The 19,397-nt window shown below is 65.6% G+C and carries 27 protein-coding genes, 1 other RNA gene and 5 pseudogenes; 15 read left to right on the forward strand and 18 right to left on the reverse strand.

The features are described 5' to 3' along the window. The first annotated feature begins 142 nt into the window (after nucleotides 1-142). Both K0H76_RS07600 and K0H76_RS07605 read left to right on the forward strand, forming a co-directional pair. A pseudogene (locus K0H76_RS07600) lies at nucleotides 143-1,362 on the forward strand (ATPase, T2SS/T4P/T4SS family). After that, nucleotides 1,362-2,222, forward strand: a complete 861-nt coding sequence (locus K0H76_RS07605; RefSeq protein WP_258935360.1) for a type II secretion system F family protein — start codon at nucleotides 1,362-1,364, stop codon at nucleotides 2,220-2,222. Before K0H76_RS07600 ends, K0H76_RS07605 begins: the two are co-directional and overlap by 1 nt. Before the next feature lie 293 nt (nucleotides 2,223-2,515). On the opposite strand, the gene K0H76_RS07610 is transcribed toward K0H76_RS07605, so the two are convergent. Next, nucleotides 2,516-2,833: a hypothetical protein gene (locus tag K0H76_RS07610; RefSeq protein ID WP_258935011.1), complete on the reverse strand. Its 318-nt coding sequence runs from the start codon at nucleotides 2,831-2,833 to the stop codon at nucleotides 2,516-2,518. 366 nt (nucleotides 2,834-3,199) lie between these two features. Between K0H76_RS07610 and K0H76_RS07615 the strand changes: the two genes are divergently transcribed. From K0H76_RS07615 to K0H76_RS07665, 11 genes and pseudogenes are all read left to right on the forward strand, one after another. After that, nucleotides 3,200-3,385, forward strand: a complete 186-nt coding sequence (locus K0H76_RS07615) for a hypothetical protein (RefSeq protein WP_258935012.1) — start codon at nucleotides 3,200-3,202, stop codon at nucleotides 3,383-3,385. A 63-nt stretch (nucleotides 3,386-3,448) separates the two neighbouring features. Next, on the forward strand, nucleotides 3,449-3,784 hold the full coding sequence (locus K0H76_RS07620) for a pilus assembly protein (RefSeq protein ID WP_258935013.1): 336 nt from the start codon (nucleotides 3,449-3,451) through the stop codon (nucleotides 3,782-3,784). Beyond that, entirely contained in the window at nucleotides 3,762-4,199 is a 438-nt protein-coding gene (locus tag K0H76_RS07625; protein WP_258935014.1) for a hypothetical protein, read from the forward strand. Before K0H76_RS07620 ends, K0H76_RS07625 begins: the two co-directional genes overlap by 23 nt. Further along, nucleotides 4,199-4,624: a pilus assembly protein TadG-related protein gene (locus K0H76_RS07630; RefSeq protein ID WP_258935015.1), complete on the forward strand. Its 426-nt coding sequence runs from the start codon at nucleotides 4,199-4,201 to the stop codon at nucleotides 4,622-4,624. The genes K0H76_RS07625 and K0H76_RS07630 overlap by 1 nt, the downstream gene beginning before the upstream one ends. 57 nt (nucleotides 4,625-4,681) lie before the next feature. Then, nucleotides 4,682-5,770: pseudogene (gene prfB, locus K0H76_RS07635) on the forward strand (peptide chain release factor 2); the annotation flags it as partial. Nucleotides 5,771-5,797: 27 nt separating this feature from the next. Beyond that, a pseudogene (locus tag K0H76_RS07640) lies at nucleotides 5,798-5,944 on the forward strand (ATP-binding cassette domain-containing protein); the annotation flags it as partial. A 101-nt stretch (nucleotides 5,945-6,045) separates the two neighbouring features. Then, nucleotides 6,046-6,330, forward strand: coding sequence for an ATP-binding cassette domain-containing protein (locus tag K0H76_RS07645; RefSeq protein WP_258935361.1), 285 nt, complete (start codon nucleotides 6,046-6,048; stop codon nucleotides 6,328-6,330). Then, entirely contained in the window at nucleotides 6,327-6,959 is a 633-nt protein-coding gene (locus K0H76_RS07650) for a hypothetical protein (protein ID WP_258935532.1), read from the forward strand. Before K0H76_RS07645 ends, K0H76_RS07650 begins: the two co-directional genes overlap by 4 nt. Nucleotides 6,960-6,973: 14 nt before the next feature. Further along, nucleotides 6,974-7,879 (forward strand): permease-like cell division protein FtsX, encoded by a 906-nt coding sequence (gene ftsX / locus K0H76_RS07655; RefSeq protein ID WP_258935016.1) that lies wholly within the window; start codon nucleotides 6,974-6,976, stop codon nucleotides 7,877-7,879. Between the two features lie 124 nt (nucleotides 7,880-8,003). Beyond that, nucleotides 8,004-8,456, forward strand: coding sequence for an SsrA-binding protein SmpB (smpB, locus tag K0H76_RS07660; RefSeq protein WP_258935362.1), 453 nt, complete (start codon nucleotides 8,004-8,006; stop codon nucleotides 8,454-8,456). 97 nt (nucleotides 8,457-8,553) lie between these two features. Further along, a complete protein-coding gene (locus K0H76_RS07665) occupies nucleotides 8,554-8,772 on the forward strand; it encodes a hypothetical protein (protein WP_258935017.1) in 219 nt (72 codons plus the stop codon). Between the two features lie 282 nt (nucleotides 8,773-9,054). Here the strand turns inward: K0H76_RS07665 and K0H76_RS07670 are convergent, their stop codons facing one another. The 6 genes from K0H76_RS07670 to K0H76_RS07695 all read right to left on the reverse strand — a co-directional run bounded on the left by K0H76_RS07670 (nucleotide 9,055) and on the right by K0H76_RS07695 (nucleotide 11,053). After that, on the reverse strand, nucleotides 9,055-9,264 hold the full coding sequence (locus K0H76_RS07670) for a hypothetical protein (protein WP_258935018.1): 210 nt from the start codon (nucleotides 9,262-9,264) through the stop codon (nucleotides 9,055-9,057). Next, entirely contained in the window at nucleotides 9,261-9,524 is a 264-nt protein-coding gene (locus tag K0H76_RS07675) for an aldo/keto reductase (RefSeq protein WP_258935363.1), read from the reverse strand. The genes K0H76_RS07670 and K0H76_RS07675 overlap by 4 nt, the downstream gene beginning before the upstream one ends. Nucleotides 9,525-9,623: 99 nt before the next feature. Continuing rightward, nucleotides 9,624-10,109, reverse strand: coding sequence for an aldo/keto reductase (locus K0H76_RS07680; RefSeq protein WP_258935019.1), 486 nt, complete (start codon nucleotides 10,107-10,109; stop codon nucleotides 9,624-9,626). A gap of 49 nt (nucleotides 10,110-10,158) precedes the next feature. Continuing rightward, the gene (locus K0H76_RS07685) at nucleotides 10,159-10,494 is read right to left on the reverse strand and encodes a hypothetical protein (protein WP_258935020.1); all 336 of its coding nucleotides are present in this window, start codon (nucleotides 10,492-10,494) and stop codon (nucleotides 10,159-10,161) included. A gap of 5 nt (nucleotides 10,495-10,499) precedes the next feature. After that, the gene (locus K0H76_RS07690) at nucleotides 10,500-10,700 is read right to left on the reverse strand and encodes a DUF2945 domain-containing protein (RefSeq protein ID WP_258935021.1); all 201 of its coding nucleotides are present in this window, start codon (nucleotides 10,698-10,700) and stop codon (nucleotides 10,500-10,502) included. A gap of 32 nt (nucleotides 10,701-10,732) precedes the next feature. Further along, nucleotides 10,733-11,053 (reverse strand): hypothetical protein, encoded by a 321-nt coding sequence (locus K0H76_RS07695; RefSeq protein WP_258935022.1) that lies wholly within the window; start codon nucleotides 11,051-11,053, stop codon nucleotides 10,733-10,735. Nucleotides 11,054-11,259: 206 nt separating this feature from the next. Between K0H76_RS07695 and K0H76_RS07700 the strand changes: the two are divergent. Further along, nucleotides 11,260-12,317, forward strand: a pseudogene (locus K0H76_RS07700) (TerC/Alx family metal homeostasis membrane protein). 10 nt (nucleotides 12,318-12,327) lie between these two features. Continuing rightward, nucleotides 12,328-13,367: pseudogene (locus K0H76_RS07705) on the forward strand (NAD(P)-dependent alcohol dehydrogenase). 1,356 nt (nucleotides 13,368-14,723) lie between these two features. Here K0H76_RS07705 and K0H76_RS07710 read toward each other — a convergent pair. From K0H76_RS07710 to K0H76_RS07760, 11 genes are all read right to left on the reverse strand, one after another. Further along, entirely contained in the window at nucleotides 14,724-15,053 is a 330-nt protein-coding gene (locus K0H76_RS07710; RefSeq protein WP_258935023.1) for a S24/S26 family peptidase, read from the reverse strand. Then, nucleotides 15,050-15,595 (reverse strand): hypothetical protein, encoded by a 546-nt coding sequence (locus tag K0H76_RS07715; RefSeq protein ID WP_258935024.1) that lies wholly within the window; start codon nucleotides 15,593-15,595, stop codon nucleotides 15,050-15,052. Before K0H76_RS07715 ends, K0H76_RS07710 begins: the two co-directional genes overlap by 4 nt. 159 nt (nucleotides 15,596-15,754) lie before the next feature. Beyond that, nucleotides 15,755-16,130, reverse strand: a transfer-messenger RNA (tmRNA) gene (ssrA, locus tag K0H76_RS07720). A gap of 97 nt (nucleotides 16,131-16,227) precedes the next feature. Beyond that, complete coding sequence (locus K0H76_RS07725) at nucleotides 16,228-16,566, reverse strand: CrcB family protein (RefSeq protein WP_258935025.1); 339 nt, start codon at nucleotides 16,564-16,566, stop codon at nucleotides 16,228-16,230. Further along, nucleotides 16,563-16,949: a CrcB family protein gene (locus K0H76_RS07730; RefSeq protein ID WP_258935026.1), complete on the reverse strand. Its 387-nt coding sequence runs from the start codon at nucleotides 16,947-16,949 to the stop codon at nucleotides 16,563-16,565. Before K0H76_RS07730 ends, K0H76_RS07725 begins: the two co-directional genes overlap by 4 nt. Continuing rightward, entirely contained in the window at nucleotides 16,946-17,089 is a 144-nt protein-coding gene (locus tag K0H76_RS07735) for a hypothetical protein (protein ID WP_258935027.1), read from the reverse strand. The genes K0H76_RS07730 and K0H76_RS07735 overlap by 4 nt, the downstream gene beginning before the upstream one ends. A 10-nt stretch (nucleotides 17,090-17,099) precedes the next feature. Then, nucleotides 17,100-17,747: a metal-dependent transcriptional regulator gene (locus tag K0H76_RS07740; RefSeq protein ID WP_258935028.1), complete on the reverse strand. Its 648-nt coding sequence runs from the start codon at nucleotides 17,745-17,747 to the stop codon at nucleotides 17,100-17,102. A gap of 44 nt (nucleotides 17,748-17,791) precedes the next feature. Further along, nucleotides 17,792-17,965 carry a metal ABC transporter permease gene (locus K0H76_RS07745; protein WP_258935029.1) on the reverse strand — a complete coding sequence of 58 codons (174 nt, stop codon included), beginning with the start codon at nucleotides 17,963-17,965 and terminating at the stop codon, nucleotides 17,792-17,794. Continuing rightward, on the reverse strand, nucleotides 17,965-18,087 hold the full coding sequence (locus tag K0H76_RS07750) for a metal ABC transporter permease (protein WP_258935030.1): 123 nt from the start codon (nucleotides 18,085-18,087) through the stop codon (nucleotides 17,965-17,967). The genes K0H76_RS07745 and K0H76_RS07750 overlap by 1 nt, the downstream gene beginning before the upstream one ends. Continuing rightward, a complete protein-coding gene (locus K0H76_RS07755; RefSeq protein WP_258935031.1) occupies nucleotides 18,072-18,884 on the reverse strand; it encodes a metal ABC transporter permease in 813 nt (270 codons plus the stop codon). Before K0H76_RS07755 ends, K0H76_RS07750 begins: the two co-directional genes overlap by 16 nt. Then, nucleotides 18,884-19,315 (reverse strand): ATP-binding cassette domain-containing protein, encoded by a 432-nt coding sequence (locus K0H76_RS07760; protein WP_258935032.1) that lies wholly within the window; start codon nucleotides 19,313-19,315, stop codon nucleotides 18,884-18,886. The genes K0H76_RS07755 and K0H76_RS07760 overlap by 1 nt, the downstream gene beginning before the upstream one ends. Between the last annotated feature and the right edge of the window lie 82 nt (nucleotides 19,316-19,397).

Here is a 19,397-nt window from a genome sequence, read left to right on the forward strand (position 1 = left end):
CCGCTTCGGCGTCCTGCAGAATGGGCTACTGTATTCCCAGCGTCGGACTCTGTAACGGGCAGCCCGGCGCCGAATGGGATGGACGGAACGAATTTCAGTGCGCACTTTCTGCTGGGGCAGAAGTGTGCCCTGTGGGGAATCTATGGATGCTGCTGGCATTGTCGAGTCGGAAGTGCGCGACATCATTCGCGCACGAGGGATAGATCCGTCTTCGGATCCGGCCGAAGTGCGTCGGCTGGTGGAGAGCTCAGTCGCTGACTATGAGCGCAGATCTCTTCTCGCTCCTCTGCCGGTTCTCCACTCCGGCGAGCACATCGCGGCGGAGATCTACGACAGCGTGGCAGGATTCGGCGAGCTCCAGCCGCTCCTGGACGACCCGGAGGTGGAAGAGATCTGGGCCAATGGGCCCCATGAGATCTTCTGCAGCCGCGGCGGTCGATCGGAGCTGACCTCCGTCACCCTGTCGGACACCAGGATGCGTGATCTGGTGGAACGGATGCTGAAGACGAGCGGCCGCCGCCTGGATGTCTCGTCTCCCTTTGTGGATGCTGCCCTTCCAGACGGATCGCGGCTGCACGTGGTCATCCTGACATCACGCGACGCCACTGGGCGGTCAATATTCGCAAGTTCATCTCGCGAGCCGCCAGTCTGGAGGACCTGGTCGCGTACGGCTCGCTGAGCCCGAAGGCAGCCGAGTTCCTCAGCCTCGCAGTAGGGGCCGGGATGAATGTCCTCGTATCCGGCGCGACTCAGGCTAAGCAAGACGACGATGCTCAACTGCCTCAGCGCTGCGGCCGGGCCGCGGGAGCGCATCGTGAGCGTCGAGGAGATCTTCGAGCTGCAGATACCTCAGCGAGATGTGGTGGGGCTGCAGTGCCGCCAGTCCAGCCTTGAAGGCACTGGTGAGATACCGCTGCGCCGACTCGTCAAGGAGGCGTTGCGCATGCGCCCGGATCGCCTCATCGTAGGAGAGGTGAGGGAGGCGGAGAGCCTCGACATGCTCATAGCCCTCAACAGCGGCCTGCCGGGGCCGCCACCGTCCACGCAAACTCTGCGCAGGATGCGCTCACCAAGATCTGCACTCTGCCCATGCTGGCTGGAGAGAACATCTCCTCAAGCTTCATCGTGCCGACCGTCGCCTCCTGCATCGACCTCGTCGTCCACTGCGCGCGCACGAGTTCGGGTCGTCGGCACGTTGAGGAGATTCTGGGCGTCTCCGGCCGCCTCGAAGGAGACACGATCGAGACGTGCAGCCTGTTTCTGCATGACGGCGACGATCTTCGCCCCAGCAGAACGGCGCTGTTCGACCACCCCCGGCTGCCCAAAGCAGCCGCCCAGCTCCTGAGAGAGGCGCACCGGTGATGCTCGCGCCGCTGCTCGGAGCTGCGCTGGCAGCCTACCTTGTTCTCATTCTCTGCTCATTCTGGGTTCGTCCGCCGCGCACCGGTGCACGACCTCGTCGGGCGGGCCCTCTACGACGGCTGCTCGACGAGGCGGGGCACTCCCGGATTCAGCCCGCCGCGGTCGTTGTCGCGGCATTCGCCGGGGCGCTCGCAGTCTTCCTCCTGGTAGTGGGCATCACCGCAGCTCTTCCGCTGGCGGGCTGCTTCGCCCTGTTCGCCGCGGCCGTTCCCTGGGCTGCCCTCCGATGGCAGGCAGCTCGACGTCGGGCCCAGCTTCTCGACCTCTGGCCGGATGCCGTAGACCACATCAGAGCCGGAGTGCGGTCAGGGCTCAGCCTGCCTGAATCCCTGATGCGACTGGCCTCCGAGGGGCCGGATCCTCTGCGACCGCACTTCGAAGAGTTCGGCCGCGATTGGCGAGCCGGGCAGACGCTGCAGACTGCGCTCCTGCGCCTCAAGGGTCGGCTTGCCGACCCCGTTGCCGACAGAATCGTCGCCGCCCTGCAGATCACCAGAGAAGTGGGAGGAAACGACCTGGGGCGTGTGCTCAGCACGCTGAGCGAATTCCTCCGCGACCAGGCCAGGACGCGCAACGAGCTGGAAGCGCGGCAATCGTGGACCGTCAATGGTGCTCGGCTGGCTGCGGCTGCGCCCTGGGCTGTCGTCCTGCTGCTCTCCACACAGCCATCGGCCGCCGAAGCCTATGCAGGGGCTGCGGGGACCGCTGTCCTGCTGTCCGGTCTGGCTGTATCCGTCATCTGCTACCGGCTCATGCTGCGTCTCGGGGCCCTGCCGCAGGAGAAGAGAGTTCTGGCATGACAGCGTCCCTCCTCATGGCCCTCGGAGCGGGCCTCGCTCTCAGCGCCACCTTATGCTCATCGTGGCAGGAAGTCCGGCGATGAATCAGCCGCAGCTGGTCGACCGCGTTGCGCCGTATCTGCGCAGTGCATCCCCGGTCCAGCAAGCCGTGAGAAGCTCTCGGCCCTGCGGGGCGCGGCGAGCATCTTCACACCTCTTCTGAACGTCGCGACAGCTCAGCTGGAGCGCTTCAGCATCGGCACGAAGCAGCTGACCCAACGGCTTGACCAGGCTGCCTCGAACACCACCGTCAGTCAGTATCGGCTGCAGCAGGTGGCGGCGGCGGCAGCGGAGGGGCAGTCGCGATGGCGGCCGCCGCGTTCCTGGCCGTCTCCGGGGCCTTCGACGGGCTGCTGAGCGTGCTGCTCGTGGCCGCATGGGGCAGTCACGGGCGTCGCGCTGCGCGACCACATGCTGGTCAGTCGCATCAAACGGCGAAAGGCCGCCATGCTCCAGGAGTTTCCCACCATCGCAGAAATGATGGCGCTCTCCGTAGGGGCTGGCGAATCGGCGCCTGCGGCCTTCGAACGGGTAGTGAAGCTGAGCCGAGGCGAACTGGCCGCAGAGTTCACACGAATGCTCCATCACACACGATCCGGAGCGAGCTTCTCCCATGCGTGCCGAGACCTGAGCCGCTTACTCGATCTGCCGCCCTCAAACGCTTCATCGACGGGATACTCGTGGCCGTCGAACGAGGTACGCCCTGGCCGACGTCATGCGTGCACAGGCAGCTGACGTGCAAGAGCTGTCCAAGAGAGAGCTGCTGGAGTCCGCCGGACGCAAAGAGATCGGAATGCTGGCCCCGTGGTCTTCGGCATCATGCCCCTCACCGTCCTATTCGCCGTCTTCCCGGGGCGGCCCTGCTTTCCTTCTGAGCCTGCCTGCTCCCAGACACTCACCGCAGAAGATCACAGCCCAACAGCAACGAACGGAGAAAGATGATGAGCACCAACGCCGCACCAAGAGCACTGGCCGAGGACCTGTATCGGGACGAGCGAGGCGACATTCCCGGCTGGGTGATGATCGCGGCGATGTCAGCAATGCTCGTAGCCTACCTGCTCGCCCTGGCGCAGCCCCTCCTGGGCGAGCTCTTCGAAAACGCGATCAGCCAAGTCCGCCCCTGACTCTCGATGCAAGCACCAGTCCGCCTGCGCGATGAGGAGGGATCCGCCCCGGTCGAGTTCACCATGGTGGCTTCACTCGTCGTCATCGTGGTGCTGGCCGTAGTCCACCTGGGACTGGCCCTCCATGTGCGCAACACCATGATCGACGCGGCCAGCGCTGGAGCGCGCTTCGGAGCCCTCGCAGACAGAACGCCCGAGGACGGAGCCGAACGAGCACGTGACCTCCTTGGTTCGTCTGTGGCATCACAGTTCGTCCACGGGGTGACGTCAGAGTCCCTGCTCACGCCCCAGGGAGAGATTCTGCGGGTGCGGGTGGCAGTCGAGGTCCCTCTCATCAGCTGGGCTGTCGATGCTGAGGAATGGGAGGTGGTCGGCAGTGCCCGCATCATTGAGCCCTGATCGCCGCTCGACCGCGCAGTCGAACGCGGATGAGGGCTCGGCCCTCATCGAGTTCATAGCACTGACTCTTCTTCTGCTGCTCCCGGTGGTGTGGCTGATCACAGCCGCGGCGTCGCTGCAGGCCTCTGCGTATGCAGCGACGGCAGCCGCTGACCAGGCGGCCAAGGTCTACGCTGCGTCAGGAGACCAGGCCCTGGCCGCGGAAGCGGCGGGCGCAGTGCTCCGGGACTTCGGCCATTCCCCGGAGGCCGCCGACCTTCGACGCAGCTGCTCCGCATCCTGTGAGCCCGGCGCCGTGGTGCACTACACGGTCGACATTGCCGTGCCGCTTCCCGCGGCGCCCGAATTTCTCGGCAGCCGTTCCCACATGATGACTGTCTCCTCGACAGCCGCACACGTGCTCAAGGAGCCCTGATGAGCCGCCCGAGCCCCAACGATGAGGGGCAGATCAGCATCCTGACCCTCGGATTCTTCGCACTGCTGCTCATGGTCTGCGCCGTGGTGCTCGGTGCAACGGCCGTCAACCTGCAGGCACGCCACCTGTTGGCCGCTGCGGACGGAGCCGTATCCGCTGCCGTGGAGCAGCACGCCGTCGCCCCGGATCGGCTCCGAGCCTGTCGAGCCAGCAGATCAGAAGCAGTGCGGAGGAGCATTTGGAGGCTACGGGGCGCACAGTCGCCACGAGGGGCTCACGGTCGTGGCGGCATGGTCGGGTGCCGACGGACGGACAGCGCACCTGCGTCTTGGAGCCCACGCGGAGCTGCCCTCGTGCACCGGATTCTTCCGGCCCGCGTGGAAATCGTTCAGGAGTCCCACGCGCGCATCGAGGTAGACCGATGAGGCGCGGCGGCCTGGTGTCACGTCTAAGGCCCGTCCGCCCGGTAGTGTGGTGACGTTATGGCAGAGACAGACTTTCCCGCCGAGTTGGCCGACCTGCGCGACACCCTGCGCCGCATCACCGAGGTCATCGACCTGGAGGCGCTGCGCGCTGAGGTCGCAGACCTCGAGCAGCAGGCAGCGGACCCCAACCTGTGGGACAACCAGGAGAACGCCCAACGAGTCAACTCCCAGCTGAGCCACAAACAGGCTCACCTTGACCGCGTCGACAGACTCGGCGGACGCATCGAAGACGTCGAGATCATGGCGCAGATGGCCGCCGAAGAAGCTGACGAAGACACCCGCGCGGAAGCCGTCAACGAACTCGCAGGCATCCGGAAAGCCCTCGACTCGCTCGAAGTCGTCACCCTCATGTCCGGTGAGTACGACGAGCGCGACGCCGTCGTCACCATCCGTTCCGGCGCCGGGGAGTGGACGCGGCAGACTTCGCCGAAATGCTGCTGCGGATGTACACCCGCTGGGCCGAGACGCGAGAATGGGACGTCAAAGTCTTGGACACCTCCTACGCCGAAGAAGCCGGACTGAAGTCCGCCACCTTCGAAATCAAGGCGCCCTACGCCTTCGGCACCCTCTCCGTGGAAGCTTAAGCACCCACCGGCTCGTGCGCATCAGCCCCTTCGACAACCAAGGCCGACGGCAGACCAGCTTCGCCGCCGTGGAAGTCATCCCCTGCTCGAAGGCACCGACTCCATCGACATCGATGAGAATGACCTCAAGATCGACGTCTACCGGTCCTCAGGCCCCGGCGGGCAGTCAGTCAACACCACCGACTCCGCCGTACGCATCACCCACCTGCCCACCGGCACCGTGGTCTCCATGCAGAACGAAAAGTCGCAGATCCAGAACCGCGCAGCCGCCATGCGCGTGCTCGAATCCCGCCTGCTCCTCCTCAAGAAGGCAGAAGAGGCAGCCGAGAAGAAAGAGCTCGCTTACGACATCAAAGCATCCTGGGGCGACCAGATCCGCTCCTACGTGCTGCACCCCTACCAAATGGTGAAAGACCTCCGAACCGGCCACGAAACCGGAAACGCCGACAAAGTGCTCAACGGCGAACTCGAAGGCTTCATCGAAGCAGGAATCCGCTGGCGCGGACAGGGCGGAGAGGACTCTAGTCGAGTGATCCGGTTCGACCAGGTCACCCGCACCTACGGCTCCGGGGAGAAGCCCGCGCTCCACGACATCTCCGTCGAATTCCTGCGCGGAGACTTCGTCTTCCTCATCGGCGCCTCCGGCTCCGGCAAATCAACGCTCCTGCGCATGATCCTGCGCGAAGGTCTCCCCAGCCGCGGCAGAGTCACCGTCGCTTACCAGAACCTCGCCATGATGCTCGAACGGCGCGTCCCCAATACCGGCGCTCCATCGGCATGGTCTTCCAAGACTTCCGCCTCCTGCCCGACAGGACCATCTTCGAAAACGTCGCCTTCGCCATGCGCGTCACCGGAGCGAAGCGCACCCACATCCGCCCACGCGTCACCAAGACCCTGCAGCGAGTCGGGCTCGAGCACCTCGCCCGCCGCTACCCCCACGAAATCTCCGGAGGCGAACAGCAGCGCGCCGCCATCGCCCGCGCCGTCGTCAACAAACCCTCCATCCTCCTCGCCGACGAGCCCACCGGAAACCTCGACCCCGGGCATCAGAGGAAGTCATGAACATCCTCCGGCGCATCAACGACGCCGGCACCACCGTCATCATGGCCACCCACGACCGCGCCATCGTAGACAGCATGTCCCGCCGCGTCGTCCAGCTCCACCGCGGCGAACTCGTCCGCGACGAGCAGCCCGGCACCTACGACCCGCCCGTGGGCTCCCGCGCCTGGAGAGCCCTCGTCGCCGAAGAGTCCAGCTCCGGGCTGCGCGCCCAGGACCCCATCCCGCTGCGTACCGAAGCCGTCCCCACCGTCGCAGAGCAAGACCCCGCCGCCTCAGAGCCCAGTGCCACCAGCGCGCCCTCCGCCGAAGAGGCCGACCCCGCTGCCCGCCCCGAAGCGATCTACCGGGTCACCTGGCCCGGCGACGACACCGACGACGAGCACTTCCAAGAAAGAGTCCTGCCCGAAGAAGACGTCGAACCTGACACCGCACCCAACCCCGGGCGCCGACGCACACACCCGAAGAATCAGCGGCCCCAGCCGAGGAGCGTCCCCACGCACCGCGCCTCGGCTGGCTCAGCCGCGGAACCGACGAAACCCCAAGCCGCGCCTCGGGGAGCCGCCGCCGAATCCGAGGAATCCGAAAGATTCAGCTTCCGACGCGACCCCGGCGGGAGCAACGACGCATGAGCCAGCTCCCATACATGCTTCGCGAAACGGCCGGATCCCTGCGCAAGAACGTGGCCATGGTCGCCTCCCTCGTCCTCGTCACATTCATCTCCCTGAGCTTCGTCGGCGCAGCCGCCCTCATGCAGCTGCAGGTCAACCACATGACCGACGACTTCCACGACCGGCTCGAAGTCAGCCTCTTCCTCTGCACCGAAGAGTCAGCCGAAGCGAACTGCCCCACCGGCGCAGTCACCGACGAGCAGCGTGAGACCGTCGAAGAGATGCTCGAAGACGGAGCCGCTAGCCAATACGTCGACACCTGGCGCTACGAATCCCAGGAAGAAGCACTCGAGAGCTTCGTCGAAGGGCGTGAAGAGAGCGTCAGAGCAGCCGCGCTGACCCCCGAGGACATGCCCGAGTCCTACAGGATCAACCTCCTCGACGCCGAAGAGCATCCCATCGTCAGCGAACTCTTCGCCGGAGTCCCCGGAGTGGAGAACGTCGCAGACCAGCAGGAGGTGCTCGACCAGATCTTCGGCATACTCAACGGACTCACCGTCGTCGCACTGATCATCGCCGCCGTCATGATCCTCTGCACCATCCTGCTGATCTCCACCACCATCCGGCTCTCCGCCTTCAGCAGACGCAGAGAGACATCCATCATGCGCATGGTCGGCGCCTCCAAGTCCATGATCCGCACACCCTTCGTGTTCGAAGGCGTCATCGCAGCCATATTCGGGGCCCTCCTGGCATGCGCGGCCACCTGGGTGATCGCCGAATTCCTCCTCGGACAGTGGCTGCCCACCCAAGTCACCGGAGTCCTCTTCATCACAGGCCTGACTCCTTCGTGCTCATGCCGGGCCTGCTGCTCATCGCCGTCGCGCTGGCCGGGCTGTCCTCCTGGCTCACTGTGCGCCGGTACCTCCGCGTCTGAGCATTGACGCGGCCGGTATAGTGAACTCCTGGCCTTTTGCCGATCCCGCACGCCCCAGGAGGTGACCAGTGGCTAAGAAGAGCAGCAACGTCAAGAAGAAGAAGCGCGGCGAACGCGATCCCAACAACCACATGGTCGCCCACAACAGGCGAGCACGGCACGACTACGAGATCCTCGACAAGTACGAGGCCGGTCTCGTGCTCACAGGCACCGAGGTCAAATCCCTGCGCGAAGGCCAAGCCTCACTCACCGACGGCTTCGCGGCCTTCGACAACAGTCACGAACTGTGGCTCGAACAGGTCCACATCCCCGAATACCTCAACGGCACGTGGACCAACCACTCCGCCCGCCGCAAGCGCAAACTGCTTCTCCACAGCAAAGAGCTCATCAAGATCTCGCGCCAGATCGAATCCCCGACTGACCATCGTCCCCTCAGCCTCTACTTCAAAGACGGCCGAGCCAAAGCGGAGATCGGTATCGCGCGCGGCAAACGCGAATTCGACAAGCGGCAGACCCTGCGCGAGAAGCAGGACGCCCGCGACGCGCACCGCGAAATGCGCTACCGCAACCGCACCGCCGCCTGACCGCATCCACGGCGCATGAGTGAGGGGAGCCCCGACTGGGGCTCCTCACTCATGCTCAGGCCTCGACGATCAGCCGAGGATGCCCACGATGTAGCCGATGAAGAACAGCAGCAGCAGGACCACCACCGCAGCCACCGCGGCGATCATGACCGCGTTCGACTTCGGAGGGGTGCTGGGAGCCTCATGCGGCGGAGTGGCCGTCGCCGAGTTCGAGTCAGGAGGAGTCTCCCCGGGAGCAAGGTCCGTTTCGATCGCAGGCTCGGCGCCCGGGTCCGGGTCCGCGTTGGGATTGCGGTCCGTCTCGTCGCGCCCGTAGCGGGCCTCGTCAGGTCCAGCATGCGCGGCCTGCTCCGTCGTCTCCTGCGGCGCGGGGAGGGATTCTCCGTCCGGCTGCTGCCGTCGCCCTGCGTATCAGGAGAAAGCGGTCCGCCCGGTGCGTGCGGCTCCGGCTCCTGCTGGTGCTTCGGGGTGTCCTCTGGGTTGGTGCTCATCGCGTCCTTCACCTCTTCATGGTCAACGTGTCCCCATAGGGTAGGGACGAAAACTGCAGGTCAGGTGCACAGATCCTTCATGCACCCTGGGAATCGCTCGAGAGCGCTCAGCGCGGTCCGCCGAACAGCTCCGCGATGCTGCGCTGCTGGGACTCCACGATCGACGCGGACGCCTGATCGAGCCGCTCGGAGGCCATGTCGGCCTGGTGCCAGAAGGGGTACGCCAAACCGGGACGGCCCACATCGTCGATCTCGCGCGTGTCCTGCTCCGTCAGCTCCACCGACGAGTAGCCCAGAAGATCCTCAAGCTGATTCATCGTCCGAGCGGCCACAGCCACGTTGTGCACTCCGGGCCTACCAGGAGCCAGGCGAGAATGACCTGCGGGATCGTCGCCCCACGGCGCCCCGCAACGGCCTCGAGCACATCGACGACGCTGTACAGCTTCTCCCAGTCGCCGACGCGCACCTCCACGCCCGGTCCGTCCTTCATCCGTGCAGGGGACTCCGGCTCCTGACCCCGACGGTACTTGCCGGTCAGTAGGCCCATGCTCAGCGGGGACCACGGCTGTGAGCCGATGCCTGCGTCGAGGCCAGAAGGAATGAGCTCATACTCGGCTTCGCGAGCATAGGGGAGTAGTGAACCTGCTGGGAGACCGGCTTCACCAAGCCGTTGGCCTCACAGACGCGCAGAGCCTTCCTGCAGCTGCCAGCCGGTGTAGTTCGAGACCCCGTAGTAGCGGATCGTGCCCTCGCGGACCAAGGAGTCCATCGTCTCCAAGGTCTCCTCGAGCGGAGTCTCACCGTCCCAATGGTGCAGGTAATAGAGGTCTATATGGTCCCGACGCAGGCGCTTCAGCGACCGGTGCACCTCCCGCCGCAGGTGCCATCGTGAGGCGCCGCCGTCATTGGGGCCGTCGCCGATCACCAGACGCCCCTTTGTGGTCACCAGAAAGTTCTCGGGGCTCTCGATCCTCTGCAGTGCCTCGCCGACGACTTCCTCGGCCACCCCTGCGCCATAGAGGTTGGCGGTGTCGATGAGGTTGATCCCTGCATCACGGGCACGGCTGAGCTGGCGGGCCGCCCCGTCGGCGTCGAGATCGCCCATGTGGGTCAGCTCCTCGCCCCGGCCGAAGGTCAGCGTGCCCAGCGCCAGCGGACTCACCCGGAGGCCGCACGTGGGGAGAGCGGGCGGTAGAAAGGTTCGGAAGCGGTCACAGAGTTCTCCTGATGCGAATCGGTGCATTCAACGTCACTGCACCACCACACACCCGCAGGCTTGGAGGAAGCTCCAGATCAGTCCGAGCCGTTTGATGGGAGCCCTCCGGGCGGTTCGCGTACTTCAGAAGCTGGAACCGGCCGCGGGCGGGCTTGTGCACGGTCTCGGGGTGGTCTTCGACCAGCTTCCAGACGATCCCGTTCGCGGTCTTGGGATGGATGTCCGGGTCCTCCGCCTGGATCGCGCGAAGCAGATCGGCCCACTGCATCCCGTCGGGATGGCGCTCCAGCTCATCGAAGACGATCTTGGTCACCCGCGCGCGGACGCTCACCGGCTTCAGCCTTCCAGGGCCTTCTCATGGTGCGACGCCTGCTTGCCGGTCTTCTCCGACTCCACGATGTACACGGGATCGTCAGCTGAGGAACGGAACGTCTGATCGGCGAACGTGAGATCCTCAGTGTGCTTGGAGACGACGGTTCCGCAGGTCGTTCCCTGGCTGGTGCTCCAGCTGACCCTCTGGCCCTTCTTGAATGACATCGATGAGCCCTTCTGCTCGTGCGCGCGGCTGCTTACAGGTTCTTGAACTTCTCGCGGCTGACCCACTCCCGGCCTGGGTCTCCGCCCCAGGCGTCCCACGCCACGCGACCCGGGGTGGGGTAGCCCTGCTCGCCCTGGTTGAAGCCCTCAGCGTCGCTGTCCACGGCGTGGCGCTTGAAGTACTGCTGCATCTTCTTGATGTCGCCCTCGGGCACGGGCTCACGCTCGGCCAGCTGCTGGGCGCGCTTATGGCCCGTGTCGGTGAAGCCTGAGCCAGCCTTGCCGTCATTGATCCAGTCGACTGCGCGCTGCGCCGCGTGCGCGACGTCCTGAGGCGGTTGGTGTCCCGACATGGGCTCAGTCTGCCAGATCACACTGAAGCACCGCCTGAGAGGAGTACACTCAGGGCAGCGAGGGAGTATCCCCGACGCGCTGCGGACGACAGCACGCGGATGCCATTCATCCGCCGGGCGCAGCGGCTTACTCGGCTCAGGCCAGAGCACGGTGGAGAGACTCGCGACGATGCTCGGCGTCGTCGTGACCTCGAAAGGCGTACTCCATGGACATCCCGATCTGGGTATGGCTCCTCACCGGCACTGCTGTTGTCGGCCTGCTGATCTTCGACTTCTTCGCCCACGTGCGGCACTCCCACGAGCCGACGCTTCGTGAGGCGGCGATATGGAGCGGCGTCTACATCGGACTGGGCGTGCTCTTCGGCGTGCTGCTCATCCCGCTCCTGGGCCCCGACGCGGCAGCCACCTACTACGCCAGCTACATCACGGAGAAGGCGCTGTCGGTGGACAACCTCTTCGTGTTCCTCGTCATCATCTCCACCTTCAACGTGCCCTGCAGGCTCCAGCAGCGAGTGCTGCTGTTCGGCATCATCCTGGCGCTGATCGTCAGGAGCGTCTTCATCCTGCTGGGGCGGGACTGATCGAGGCGTTCAGCGGCGTCTTCTACCTCTTCGGGGCAGTGCTCATCGTGACCGCAGCGAACATGCTGCGGCGGGAGGTCGGCCCCAAGTCCTCCCACGCCCCACCGAGCGAGAGGGCTGCGGTCAGGGCTCTGCGCCGCTGGGTGCCGATGACGGATCGCTTCGATGAGCACCGGCTGACCGTCCGCGAGGCCGGTAAGAGGGTCGCCACCCCGATGCTGATCGTCATGCTGGCCATCGGCGGCACTGATCTGCTCTTCGCCTTCGACTCGATCCCGGCGATCTATGGACTCACCCAGGAGCCCTTCATCGTCTTCGCCGCCACGGCGTTCTCACTGATGGGCCTGCGCCAGCTGTACTTCCTCATCGACGGGCTGGTGCAGCGTCTGGTCTTCCTCTCCTACGGGCTCACCGCCATCCTGGGCTTCATCGGTGTGAAGCTGGTGCTGCACGCGCTGGGGGAGAACACCCTTTCCTTCATCAACGGCGGTCAGCATGTGCCCGTCCCGCAGGTGAGCACGACGATGTCCCTGGTGGTCATCGTCGGGGTGCTGATCGTGACGATGGCCGCATCGATCGTCGCCACTCGTTGGATGCCCCACGGTGGCAGAATGAGGGAGGCACAGGATTCGACACCGATGCGCCTGCGCGCTCCTGTGACAGCGCCGCAGGCCACAGCTTGAGGAGAGAGACATGAAGGCACTCCGCTACGTCGCCGTCGGCCAGGCCCCTGAGATCCATGAGGTGCCCACGCCTGATCCCGGGCCGGGGAGGTGCGCGTGCGCATCACCGCCGCCGGAGCCTGCCACCCGACAGCTTCGTCATGAGCCTCACCGAGGAGCAGTACCAGGCGTTCGGGTACCCGCTGCCGATGACTCTCGGCCACGAAGGTGTGGGCGTGGTGGACGCGCTGGGCGAGGGCACCACGGGCGTTCAGGTCGGCGAGTCCGTGGCCGTCTACGGACCCCGCGGCTGCGGCCGCTGCCATGCGTGCGCTGAGGGCCAGGAGAACTACTGCCCCCATGCGGCCGGTATGGGCATTGTGCCCCGGGCCTGGGTGTGGACGGCTCAATGGCTGAGTACATGATCGTCTCCGATCCGCGTCTGCTCATGCCCCTGGGCGATCTCGATCCCGTCCAGAGCGTCGCGCTGACTGACGCCGGACTGACTCCATACCACGCGATCAAGGGGTCGCTGGATCTGCTCGTTCCAGGCAGCGTTGCTGTGGTCATCGGGGTCGGCGGGCTCGGGCACATCGCCGTGCAGCTGCTGCGTCGCCTGACCTCGGCCACTGTGGTGGCGTTGGACGTCACCGAGAGCAAGCTGGAGTTCGCCCGAGAGGTCGGGGCGCACTACGCCTACCTCTCCGACGAGAACGCTGCGGAGGCGCTGCGGCGCGACGTCACCAGTGAGCCCGTGACCGCAGTCTTCGACTTCGTCACCAATGAGCCGGTCATGAAGATCGTCGATGCCGTGAGCGGACCGCGGACTGACATTGTGCTGGTCGGCGCTTACGCCGTCACCCGCCCGGTCGGCCTGCTCGGCCAGCCCTTCGGCTCACGCCTGCGCGCACCGTACTGGGGCTCGCGTCCTGAGCTGATGGAAGTCATCGAACTGGCTCGACCGGCCAGCTGACCGTCGACACCGAACAGTTCAGTCTCGACGACGCCCCGGAGGCCTACCGCAAACTCCACGACGGTGAGCTGCGCGGCCGGGCGGTCATCGTTCCGTGAACAGAAAGCGGCCGAGGTCCAAGGGTGTGCCCGTGAGAGTGCTGAGGTACGCCCTATGGGCCGCAGCCGTCGCCGCTGCGGTGACGCTCGCGCTCGTGATCTACGGGTTCGGCTACTCGTACTCCATGCGGGACTTCTAATCCAGGCCGTGCCTCGCCTCACCGGAAGGCTCTGGCGGAGGGGCGCTCTCGCTGTCGGCGTCCCCAGCCACTGAGACCGTCCCGGTGATGACTGCCTGGTCGGTCCACTGAGAGTGCGTGGAGCCACCGCCTGGAGGGTCATCAGGCCTACCAGCGCGCATGCAGCGGCCGCAGCGGTGTGCGGGCGCAGGCAGCGGCTCACAGCGCACCCCCATGTCTGCGGTGCCGACTCTTCGCCATGATGCCCGCCGCGGTGAGAAGCGCACTGAGGGCGAGCAGGAGCGCCGGAGCAGACCCTGTGTCGGCGAGGCCCAGGCTCGGGGTTCCGCGTCCGCCTGATGCCGCGTCATGCCCATCAGAGTCGTGTTCTGACGTGGGACTCTGCTCCGGGGCGGAGCCCGCTCCTCCTGAAGCAGCGCAGGGGGTGCGGCGTGGTCTCCGTCCTCGGAGGCTTTGGCACCGCCGCGGCTCGGTTCGGCGGGAGTGTTCGGGCAGTTCACGGGCTGCGTGCTCTCCGGGGCACTCGGGAGGGGCTGCCCGCTGTGGCACCGAACTCCACCTCGAAGGACGACGAAATCCCCTGAGCGGTCTCCGGGGCACCGGGGGAAGGGACGCCACGAAGCCGACATCCCAGACCTCTCCGGATTGGAGGGTGTGCGTGAGGCACTGGTCCGACCTGAAGTCTGCGCGCAGCGCATTCTCGCCGCAGCTTTCCTGGGCCGGCTGATGCCCGGCAGAATGTCGCGGAGAGCCTCGGCCCCGGCGGCCGCAGTTCGGGTATCCGGCCACGAGGACGTGATCGTGACATCCATCGGCCCCGGAGCTGTGTTCGTCACGGCAGCCCGGCCGGTGTCGAAGGTGCCGGGACCAGGCAGAGTGAGGTGCAGCGGCCCGTCCGGGTATGTCACTCTCAGCGATTCGTCGGTGTGAGAGGTGACCGTCTCCTGCGCGAATGCGGGGACGGAGGATGCGAACACGGCCGTCGCTGCGGCCAGCGTCACACAGGTGGTCCGCAGTCGGCGCGCCGCCGTCACAGCTCCTGCTCCTCGGATGCCTCGGGAGCGCCTCGCCGAGGCAGCAGCAGCGCAGCGAGAATCATTAGGCGCTTACGCTTACCACGAGAAGCCAGAGACTGGATCGGCTCCCGAACCACAGGACGAGCTGGCCGACCCAGGGGCTCTGAGCACCATCACTTCGGCGGTGCGGGCCGCATACTTCACCGCGTCGGCAGTGGGGTTGTCGTCCCCTGCATCTCGATCAGCCGCTCGCCGGAGGGCCCGGGCTCGTTGGAGATGACGCGGTGTGTGACGAGGTGCCCGTCCGGGTGGGTGATCGTGGCAATCTCACCCTCGTGAGCTTCAGAGGCATCCACGGTTCGATTGAGCAGCAGGTCCCCAACGCTCAGCTCAGGCTCCATGGAGCTGGACTGCACGGCGCGTAGCTGAACAAGATCCAACTGAGCGCTCAGGGCCAGTGCGACGAGGAGCACCACAGCCAGTCCGATGAGCCCTGAGAGCGCCGCGCGTGCCTGACGCGCCCCGCTCATCCGCTCGGAGCGGTGTCAGCATCGATCACCTGGGTGCCGGTGAACGTGAAGGTGAGTCCTTCGAAGGTCCTGCCCATGGCTTCAGCGGACGAATCCACTTCTGCGGTGATCGCAACGGCTACGAATTCTCCCACGTCCATCGAAAGAATTTCGTCGGCTCCGAAGGTCTGACGTGAGTCTCCGCTGAGGTAAGCAGCGTTGTCGTCGTAGATTGTGACGTCAAAATCGACTTCCTTCGGGATCGCCTCAGTGGTGAGCCGGACGTCCGCCTGCGTCGTCGAATTGTTCGACAGCGTGTGGAGCGAGACCTGCGGTTCGCCCGGTACAAGCTGCTCGAATGCAAGGTCCTCCTCGCTGATCACTAGCGAGAAGGAGCCCACGGAGACGTCACCGCGGATACTGTCCTGGCTCGTCCACTGCGAGGCTGTGAGAGATGCCGCCGCTCCGAGGACTCCCACGGCAAGGAGCGCGCCGCCGCCTTTTATAAAACGTTTTCTCGTGCGCGACGGAGAAGCATTGAGGTCAAAGTGCTGGCCTTTCACAGTGCGAATGTGATGCAGGTCAAAGATGACCCTCGCTTAGTAAATAGTCAGCTTTCCAATCCGTCAAGTTGCCGCTCTCAGTGACAGTAAAACTGAATTCATACGAGACGTTGGGGGCACAAAGAGGGGCTGAGCACAAAGTGCCCAGCCCCTCTTTCACTGTGGAGACGGCGGGAATCGAACCCGCGTCCGATCTGGCTTTGCATGGGCTTCTACGTGTGTAGTCAGCTCATCGCATCTCGACCTCAGGCGTCATACTGACAAGCGCCTGAGCAGGTCCAGCCGCATAAATTGTCGGAATCGGACCCTGCGGCCAGGTCCTCATCCCAGTGGCTATCTAGCTGATGCCAGGCACTGAGTCGATAGCAAACTCAGGCTGACAGACTCGCGGTCGCTGCTGTTATGCAGCGAGGGCGAAGTCAGTGCGCTTAGATTCGGCACTTATTAGGTTGCACAAACGGTTTTAACGTGGTCGCTTGGCATCCACGACACGCTTCCCCATGCTCAACTCAGATCGTCGAAACCGATCGTCCCCATATGCTGTTGCCAAACTGGCCCCGGTTCCCGGAGACCGTCACTATAGGATAACCGCGAATCCGCGTGCAACATTCCCGCTTACCGCTAAGCGGTGATCAGGACCCCAGCATCGCCGCTCCCAGTCCGGCCCCAGCATGGGCGGCCCACATGCCTACAGCCGCCCAGCGTCGCCCGTCCAGCCACAGCAGCGCCGACCGCAGGGACACCGTCGCGAATGTCGTCAGAGCGCTGAAGACGCCCACTGCGAGCACCGTCGCCAGCTGCTCGTCCAGCCCGCTCCCGGAGACCAGCAGCCCGTACAGGATCCCCGCGCCGAAGCAGCCCAGAGCATTCGCTGCGAGCAGACCGGCGGGCAGGTACCGATCCAGCAGATAGCGGACGGCCGCGCCGAATGCGCCGCCCACAGCTATTCCCAGCACCACAGCAGCGGTCATTCGGAAGCCTCCCGACGCGCATCATCATCCAGCTTCGGCGTCCCCTCGCGAGGGTCGATCACTTCGTTCTCATCAGTCGGCTCGGGGACGCTGTCGAAGATGGCTTGGCCTACGGTGATCCCGCACCCGGCGGCCGCCGTGCCGAACAGCATGGCGATGATGAGGTAGGCCATCATCTCCAGAGGGTCAGGGATCAGACTCGGGCCACCCTCAGCGAAGCTCCCGCCCAGGAGCGACGGGCCAGCCACCACCATGACCGCCGAGAGGGTCGTGAAGGATCCCAGAAGCCCCGTGCCGAGCACCGGCATCACCCAGTCTCCTGGGCGACGGACACGAATCATGCCCACCAGCAGGCCCAGTCCCGCCGAGCCTGCAATGTTCACGGCGAACGTCGTCCACGGAATCGCATCTCAGCCTCGCCGACCAGCTGCCCGGCAGCCAGTCGCAGCAGCGTTCCGGCTGCCCCAGCGGCCGCGACCGCCAGGACCAGGGCTGCAGTCCTCATCGCACCGCTTCGACTCATGCGGCAGTGCTCACCCGCACAGCGTGGGCCACGTCGTGGAGAGCGAGAATCCGGATCCCGCTCCGCCCGCAAGCGTCACCTCACCATCGAGGGCCTCCAGCACCTGCACCGATGATCCGATCGTGACCTGCTGCTCGGCGAGGATCCGCAGGGCCTCGGGCACGGCGTCGTCGACCTGCTCCACCACGGCCTGCGTCCGGCCCGGCACCTGGCACAGGCGAGTCGTCGAGGGGTAGTGCATCTTGAGGTCCTTCGCGGGAATCGGATCGCCGTGTGGGTCCGAGGCAGGACGTCCGAGCCGCTCATCGAGCCTGTCCACAAATACTTCGGAGACGGCATGCTCCAGGCGCTCCGCCTCTTCGTGCACTTCGTCCCAGCCGTAGCCGAGCTCATTGACCAGCCAGGTCTCGATGAGTCGGTGGCGCCGGACCATCGCCAGCGCCAGCCGGTGCCCCGCGTGGGTCAGGCGAATGGGGGCATACGGCTGATGGTCCACCAGGCCCAGCTCCGCCATCTTCTTGACCATGAGAGTCACTGACGGGTTGGAGACCCCGAGCTTCTTGGCCAGTGCGCTGGCAGTGACGGCAGCCCTCCCACTCGGCGATGCCGTAGATCGTCTTCGCGTAGTCCTCGACGCTCGTGGTGGCTGCGGGGGCATGCGTGGACTGTCCCTGGGCAGAGGTTCGCGGCATGATGCCCAGTCTACGACGCCGGGGTCCGGCGGCTGCGGAGCCTGCGCACACTCGCCAGTCCGTAGGCGATGACGAACTGAGCGGAGGCGGCGAGCACGATCGAGGCGCCCGTGGCGACGTCCAGCCAGTAGCTCGCATACACACCCACCACCGCCGAGATGACGCCCACCGCCGTGGAGAGCATCAGCATGGTGGTGAACCGCCGGGCGACCAGGAAGCTCGCCGCCCCGGAATCACCAGCATCGCAACCACCAGAATCACCCCGAGCGTCTGCAGGGACGTCACCGCTGTCAGGGCCAGCAGCACCAGCAGGACCCCATGCAGGACCCCACCGGCAGGCCGACTGTCCGGGCGTAGGTCGGGTCGAAGGCCACCAGGGTGAAGTCGCGGCGCTTCAGGAGCAGCACCAGCACGGTCAGGGTCCCCAGTGCAGCGACTTGGTAGAGGTCGGTGCGGGACGTGCCCAGGACATTGCCGAAGAGGATGTGCTGCAAGTGGGTGGAGGTCGTCACCGTGGAGATCAGGACCAGGCTTATGGCGAAGAGCGAGGTGAACACCACGCCGATCGTTGCGTCCTGCTTCAGCCGAGTGGTTCGGCCCAGCGCACCGGTCAGCACCACCGCCAGCATCCCGAAGACGAAGGCGCCTGCCCCCAGGGGCACTCTGATGATGAAGGCGAGGACCACCCCAGGAAGGATCGAGTGAGCCACAGCCTCGCCGATGAGCGACCAGCCCATCAGTACCAGCCATGACGAAAGCATGCCGCAGACCGCGCAGGCGACGACGGCCACCAGCAGCGCATTCTGCATGAAGGGGTACTGCAGAGGGGTGAGAATGGCCTCCATCACTGCGCTGACCCGAGCTCTCCGCCGATGGCGGCGCCGAAGGCCAGCGCCAGGTTGGTCTCGGTCAGGACCTCCCGGGCTTACCGAGGCCAGGATCCGGCGATGGAGCAGAAGCACCTCATCGGCCAGGGCCCGCACCCTCCAGATGGTGCGTGGACACCAGCACTGCGGCACCGCTGCTGCGCAGTCGCCGCAGCACGCGCGTGATGAGCTCCTCCGATCCGCGGTCGACCCCGCGAACGGTTCGTCCAGCAGCATCAGAGGTGCCTCCTGCGCGAGGGCGCGCGCCACAAATGCCCGCTTGCGCTGCCCCCGGAAAGCTGACCGATCCCGCGCTGACGGAGCTCCAGAAGGCTCACATCCGCCAGCGCCTGCTCCGCCGCGGCGCGGTCCGCCGCGGAGGGCCGACGGGTCAGGCCCTGATGGGCGAAACGACCCTGCATCACCACTTCCTCCACGGTGATGGGAAAAGCCATGTCCACCGCATCCTGCTGCGGCACATAGCTGACCCGGTTGTGCCGCCGTGCCGCCGCAGGGCGCTCGCCGAAGAGATGCACCTCCCCGGCAGAGGGAGTCACCAAGCCCAGCAGGACGCTGAAGAGCGTGGACTTGCCTGAGCCGTTGGCTCCGAGCAGTGCTGTGATGCTCCCCGGGCGGAGGCTGAAGGAGATGTCCTCCAGAGCGGTCACCCCGAATAGCTTACCGTCAGGGCAGACACCACCGCGGGGTCATGCCCAGGGCCTACTGCAGAGGTCATTCAGCGGCCTCGAG

The organism is Nesterenkonia pannonica (assembly GCF_019575955.1).
Classification (GTDB): Bacteria; Actinomycetota; Actinomycetes; order Actinomycetales; family Micrococcaceae; genus Nesterenkonia; species Nesterenkonia pannonica.